Source organism: uncultured Christiangramia sp., from assembly GCF_913046405.1.
GTDB lineage: Bacteria > Bacteroidota > Bacteroidia > Flavobacteriales > Flavobacteriaceae > Christiangramia > Christiangramia marina.
In genome coordinates, this window is record NZ_CAJWRQ010000005.1 from 48195 (window position 1) to 54975 (window position 6781).

At 38.5% G+C, this 6781-nt stretch carries 4 protein-coding genes; 1 reads left to right on the forward strand and 3 read right to left on the reverse strand.

The window, feature by feature from the left end:
* Positions 1–76 precede the first annotated feature (76 nt).
* Positions 77–817, forward strand: a complete 741-nt coding sequence (locus QZ620_RS01345; RefSeq protein WP_295178269.1) for a rhomboid family intramembrane serine protease — start codon at positions 77–79, stop codon at positions 815–817.
* On the opposite strand, the gene rlmB is transcribed toward QZ620_RS01345, so the two are convergent.
* From rlmB to QZ620_RS01360, 3 genes are all read right to left on the reverse strand, one after another.
* Entirely contained in the window at positions 814–1548 is a 735-nt protein-coding gene (gene rlmB, locus QZ620_RS01350; RefSeq protein WP_295178271.1) for a 23S rRNA (guanosine(2251)-2'-O)-methyltransferase RlmB, read from the reverse strand. The two genes, QZ620_RS01345 and rlmB, sit on opposite strands and share 4 nt — an antisense overlap.
* 94 nt (positions 1549–1642) lie before the next feature.
* A complete protein-coding gene (locus tag QZ620_RS01355) occupies positions 1643–3115 on the reverse strand; it encodes a SusD/RagB family nutrient-binding outer membrane lipoprotein (RefSeq protein ID WP_295178273.1) in 1473 nt (490 codons plus the stop codon).
* A gap of 10 nt (positions 3116–3125) precedes the next feature.
* Positions 3126–6380, reverse strand: a complete 3255-nt coding sequence (locus QZ620_RS01360) for a SusC/RagA family TonB-linked outer membrane protein (RefSeq protein WP_295178275.1) — start codon at positions 6378–6380, stop codon at positions 3126–3128.
* Between the last annotated feature and the right edge of the window lie 401 nt (positions 6381–6781).

The window sequence follows — 6781 nt, forward strand, 5'->3', positions numbered from 1 at the left end:
GGTGTTTTGTCTGACAAGTTAACATCCTGATTTATTTGGACGCTTTTTTGTAATATTAATTAAAATTGAATACAATTTGAAACCTTCCTCTCCATTTGTTTTTACCAGCGGCACAATAGGGTATCCCTTGTTATTCGTGTTGATGATCTGGATAGTTTTCTGGGCAGAGCTTCGGTTCAATTTAAATTTAGCGCCCTTCGGTGTAAGGCCGGGGGAAGCGGTTGGGCTTCGGGGGATCATATTCTCACCCTTCATTCACTCAGATATAAAACATCTCTTTAATAATACAATTCCCTTATTTATACTATCTCTCGCCTTATTTTACTTTTACAGACCCTTACGCTGGAAGGTGTTGTTAATTGGTCTCGTTTCAACAGGTTTGATTACATGGATTATAGGTCGACCTGCAAATCACATTGGAGCTAGTGGAATTATCTATTTACTTGCTGCATTCCTTTTCTTTAAAGGAATCTTTTCTAAGAATTATCGCCTTGTAGCCTTGTCGCTTATAGTAGTATTTGTTTACGGTGGGTTGATATGGTATGTAACTCCAATAGATCCAAAGATTTCCTGGGAGGGACACCTGGCTGGCCTATTGAGCGGACTGGGGCTGGCTGTGGTTTTTAAAAAACAAATCGCAAAACCTCCTAAATATCATTGGGAATCTCCAGATTTTAAAGATTCTGATGATTTATTTATGCAGCATTTTGACGAGCAGGGAAATTTTGTAGATAATCTGCCTTTTCAGAATATGGAAGAGGAGGAAACCGAGTATAACTACATTTATACCGAAAAAAAGTCAGACGACAAGAATTAACTTCTTTGTCTAACTGTTTCGTAAAGCACGGCGCCACAAGCTACAGATACATTCAAAGAAGCGATCTCTCCAAGCATAGGTAGTTTTGCCCTAAAGTCTGCTAGCTTAAGGATGGAATTTGATACTCCTTTAGCTTCATCCCCCATTACGATGGCCAGAGGTTGCTTGAGGTCAATATCGTAAACGGTTTCATCTGTTTTTTCAGTAGCTGCAACGATCTTTACATCATATGTTTGTAGATGAAATAATGCATCTTTAATATGATCTACTTTGCATATTGGTACTTTGAACACGGCTCCAGCTGAAGTTTTCACCGTATCAGCATTAATAGGAGCAGATCCTTTTTCCTGAACAATGATGCCATCTACTCCACAACATTCTGCGGTTCTAATAATGGCTCCAAAATTCCTAACATCAGTAATCCCGTCCAGTAGCAGGTAAAGTGGAATTGTACTTTTATTTTGAACAGATTCTACAAGATCATTAAGACTTACAAAAATTATAGGCGATATATTAGCTACGACTCCCTGGTGATTACCCTTACTGACTTTGTTTAATTTCTCAATTGGCACATAAGACACGGTGAAAGATCCGCCCTTTAGATGACGGTTCAATTCCTGAAACAAGCTCCCGGCTAAGCCTTTCTGGATAAATACCTTTTCAATACTTTTCCCACTTTCTATAGCTTCAATCACAGCTCGAATTCCGAATATTCTTGTAGTTTCTTCCATGCTTCAAAGTTAGTACAATTATATTCTTCGAGAAATGATTAATAAAAAAAAGCCACCCATTTGGGTGGCTTTTCATTTTTAATTAAATCAATATTTATTCATCATCTTCCTCAGTCGCTGGACCAGGGTAAGTTGATTGATCTGGTGTAGTCGTGTCCCAGAATACTGGAGTTTGAGCATCATCTCCACCAATTGCACCAGCAGCATCAATGTAGTTAGCATTGTTTAAGTTCTGCTCATCGATTGGATAAGTATATCTAAGTGGAACGAAAGTCTCATTATCTGTTGGGATATTGAAAACCGGATCGTCATATAATCTCCATGTAGACCATCCTTCAGCAGGGTTATCATACATTGCTATCCAGAACTGAGTTGCAAATTGCATTTCAGAACCATCGTAAGCAACTTCAGGCTGTGACAGGTACTCTTCAGTAGCATCACCAGAAATACCCCAGTACTCCATAGATGCTGTAATTGCAGCATTGTAATGAGTCTCAGCATCTCCAGGAACATTATATCCAAGTTCAGCAGCTTTAGACAGATTAAATCTAACTTCAGCATAGTCTAAGAGAATTCCTTCTCTAGTTGGATCAAGGAATGCATCTCCAATGTGAGTAAAGGAACCATAGTTATTACTTCCACCATAATCACCACCAATGTAACCATCAGCAATATTATCATCGAAATAAACCATTCTTCTTGGGTCTTCAAATTGGTTCATGTAATCAACGATTGTCTCAGAGGCAAGAAAGTCAGATCTACCACTCTGTACCAAATCTTCCCAAAGTGGGTTTGTGTTTGGTGCATTAGATTGGTAATCGATCGTAGCATTGTCATCATTTGAAGTGAAAACACCGGCTGACACAGCAGACTCAACAGTAGCTTGAGATAAAGAAGGATTTACATCCTGAAGTCTGATTCCCATTCTAAGTTTAAGAGAATTAGCAAACATCATCCATTTGCTCATGTCTCCTGAGTAAACAACATCTGAACCTGAGTATCCTTGTCCTGCTGAAAGCATGCTTCCAACAGCATCAAGTCTGGAAATAAGGTCTGCGTAAACAGTTGCAGCATCGTCATATACAGGTAGTGAGAATTCACTAGGTTGTAATGCCTGTGTATAAGGAATGTCTCCAAATCCATCAACCAATAAGTGCCAAGTATAAACTTCAATCACCTCAAGTTGTCCTATTCTAGCGTCCTTTTGAGCTTGAGTCAAACCTTCGTTTGCATTAACAACTCTTTTTGCGTCCTGAAGATCATAAATTACATCTGTGTAATATTCACTCCAAACTGCATCTGGATTTTGACGAGCTGTAAAATCATAGTTAGGCTCATCAGTATAAGTCGTTGTAGTCAAATACTGCCCAAGGAACCTGTAAAGAGGTTGGTTCACGTTCGGGCTGGCAGTATAGTCACCAAGACTTACCGTAGCAGCGGTAAATAAGAAATCTGAAGCTACAGCATCGGGATTTTTAGGATCCCTGTTTAAATTTTCATACTGTTCATCACTCTGGCAGGACCAAAGCATTGCAACAGCTGAAAGAGCAACAATATATTTTTTCATAGTATTTTAATTAAAAGTTAAATTTAAGACTAGCACCTATTTCTCTCATAGTTGGGTAAGCACCAGACTGGTATCCTTGAACGTTACCAGCACTTAAACCTGCTTCAGGATCTGCGTAAGGAATACTCTTGTCGATGATCCAAAGGTTACGACCAATGAATGATACAGAAGCTCTAGTAAATGGTAAAGCTTCAAGTATTCTGTCACCAAAGTTATAAGTAAGCGTAGCTTCTCTCAACTTAACATATCCAGCGTCATAAACGTGAAGTGCGTTAGGAGCACGTGCATACCCATAAGGGTTCGCGTAATAATCTGTTCTAGCTCTAGTCTCGTTTGGAGAAGTGTTAGTTACTTCGTAAGTACCATCAGCATTAAAGCTAACATCACCCTGAACACCATCTAGAAGAACACCACCACCGTTTTCGATAGTATTTCTAATTGGATTACCAAGTTCATTAGTACCTACACTACTTGCATAAATACCTGTAGCAGTACCATACCATTGGTCAAGAGAGAATACGCTTCCACCTTTTTGTACATCAATTAAGAATCCTAGAGCTATGTTTTTGTAAGTGAATGTGTTTTGCACACCACCAATCCAATCTGGTTGGAAATCACCAATAACATAGTTTGAGTTAGGAGTTTTAGCGTAGTAACCAGCAGATGTGATCACTTTGTTACCTTGATCGTCATAAACGAAATCTGTTCCTCTAATAGCACCGTAAGGTTCACCTGGAGCAGCATTAATAGAAATACCACCTTGTAGGCTAGCTAACTGAAGGTTTTCGATCCCATCAGCAAGTTCAAGTACTTCGTTCTCGTTCTTAGCCCAGTTCACGTTGATGTTCCAATTGAAGTCTTCAGTTCTAATTGGGTTTAAAGTTAATGCAACCTCGATACCTTTGTTTTCAATTACACCTGCGTTAAGCAATTGCTGACTGAATCCAGTTGAAGGAGATACAGGAACTGGAGTAATTTGATCTTCAGTTCTTGATCTATAGTAAGATACATCTAAACCAATTCTTCTATCGAAGAAGTTTGTTTCCAAACCAACTTCATAAGACTTAAGACGCTCTGGCTTTAAGTTAGGGTTTCTAAGAGTTGAATTGTTACTCGCCACACCAGCTCCATTGAAACCAGAATATATGGTATACGTGTTAAATACGTTGTAAGGATTAGTATCATTACCAACCTCTGCATAGTTACCTCTAAGTTTTGCGAAACTTAACCAGTCTGCATCAATCAGGTTAGATAACAAAACACTTGCAGATACCGCAGGGTAATAGAAAGTGTTGTTTTCTTTAGGTAATGTGGAAGAACGGTCTCTACGGATTGTACCTTCAAGGAAGTAAGTGTTGAATAAACCTACACTTGCTCTAGCGTAAACACCATCTAACATTCTTACAGATTCGTACTCTGAAGGTGGGTTAAGTGGGCTAGCACTATTACTTAGTGCGTAGAATCCAGCTTTATTTAATCCTCCGTTTGTTGAAGCAAAAATGCTATTTCTTTCGTTTCTTCTTAAGTTGAAACCTAAGTTACCATCAATGTTAACATCATCACTAATGTCTTTGTTGAAGTTTAGGATAAGGTCATAGTTGTATTCAGCAGCTCTGTTGTTATAACGGCTGTATTTAGCAATATCTGCTGATCCTACATTAATTCTTTCTTCCTGTAGTTCGTCAAACGTATCAAAAGTAAATCTACCTAGAATGCTGAATACATCATTTAATTCATAGTTAAGGTTTACGTTTCCAAAATATCTGTTACGAGTATCAGTTTGAAAGTTTTCGTAGAATGTCCAGTATGGGTTATCAGAATAAATAGGTGATAAATCATCTGGAGAATTCGGGTTCCAGGTAATGTTCTGTCCTGTAGCCTCGTAAGCTCTTCTTTGCTCTTCGAAATCTACGTTAGTTTGGAACCACTGTCTGAACTGTTGCATAATGTTCAAAGAACTGTAGCCAGTTCCGTAACGTCCTTTACCATCAGTCTTAGTATAAGTAATGTTCGCCTGAGCGTTAAACTTATCTGTGAATTCATGAGAACCACTAAACTTAAGTGTGTTTCTCTTGATGTTGGAGTTTGGAAGGTTACCTTGTTGATTCAGGTGAGTTCCACTCAATCTGAAAGAAGAAGTTTCTGAACCACCATCTAAAGCGACAGAGTTCACAGAAGTGTAACCAGTTTGCCATACGCTGTTAGGATCATTCTTACCAGCTACCCATGGAGAAGCTTGTTGGTAAGTGTCTAAATCAGGAAAAATAGAGTTCCACTGGTAAATTTGTCTGTTAGGATCAAATGCAGCACCAAAAGAAGCATCTTCAGTAAAAGGAGTTGTCTCATCCAGGTTACCGTCACCGTCTACATCATACAAGTTGAAGTATCCGTCTTCAGAATCATAGTAAGCACCGTATCCAGCACCATATTGATCCTGATATTCTGGAAGTGTTTCCATATCTGGATTCGTCACAGTAATAGAAGACTGTACAGATATACCAATACCTTTACCTTTAGAACCTTTTTTAGTTTCAATAATTACAACACCGTTCGCAGCTCTTGCTCCGTAAAGAGCAGTCGCAGCAGCACCTTTAAGTACGTTGATGGAAGCAATGTCATTCGGGTTAATATCCGAAGCAGCGTTACCATAATCATAACCACCGCGACCAGCAGCTTGTCCGCTACTGTTAGGAGTGTTATTGCTAATAGGAGTACCATCAACAACAAAAAGCGCCTGGTTGTTCCCGGTAAGAGAGGAGTTACCACGAATTACAACGTTCGTAGATCCACCAAGTGTTCCAGAAGACTTAATACTAAGACCAGAAACTTTACCTGATAGAGAGTTCACGAAGTTTTGTTGTGGAACATCAGAAACAGCTTCACCACCTACTTCTTGAGTAGAATAACCTAACTGTTTCTTTTCTCTCTTAATACCTAATGCAGTTACTACAACTTCATCAAGTTGAGCAGAATCGTTCTCCATTACCACATCGATTTGATCGTTTGTGCTAACGGTGTATTCTGCTTGTTTCAATCCAACGAAAGAGAAAACCAAAACATCTCCCTGAGTTGCTGTGATTTCATAATTTCCGTCGAAATCTGTTTGGGTACCCGTGCCTGTACCTTTAATAAGAACGTTCACACCAGGAAGGGGAAGACCATCTGAGTCAGTCACCGTACCCGCAATGGAACGTTCCTGTGCAAAAGTTATTTGCACCACGAACGCCAGTAATAGCGTTAAAATACTACTAAACTTTGTTTTCATTTTAAAATTTGTTTGAATTAGCCGATGCCAAATGTGATAATAAATGGTTAATAAACCAAGCTTTTGCTCTCGAAAAACGTGCTTTTTTAGAAGGTTTTGTTAAATTCTGCTTTAATTGTTGATAAATTGAAGACTTGCTAAACATAACCAGTAATTCGAAGTTGTGTTTGAGGATCTTTTATATCCCTTTGATTGAATTTCTTAATCATCCATAGTTCCACTTAAGTACTCCGAAGATGAAACTGTTTGAAAAATAGATAGTAACGTATTTGAATAATCCTTTTTTATTTATATCTTTGCAAACCCTAAAAATCGGGGGATTAAATTTTATTAATAATTAGTGTATAGGAAATTATGCCAACAATTTCACAATTAGTACGAAAAGGAAGAGCCAAAATAAC

Bases quoted from the DNA above. Each gene is read 5' to 3' on its own strand.
- rlmB (WP_295178271.1), bottom strand. From the start codon at position 1,548: ATGGAAGAAACTACAAGAATATTCGGAATTCGAGCTGTGATTGAAGCT.
- QZ620_RS01355 (WP_295178273.1), bottom strand. From the start codon at position 3,115: ATGAAAAAATATATTGTTGCTCTTTCAGCTGTTGCAATGCTTTGGTCC.
- QZ620_RS01360 (WP_295178275.1), bottom strand. From the start codon at position 6,380: ATGAAAACAAAGTTTAGTAGTATTTTAACGCTATTACTGGCGTTCGTG.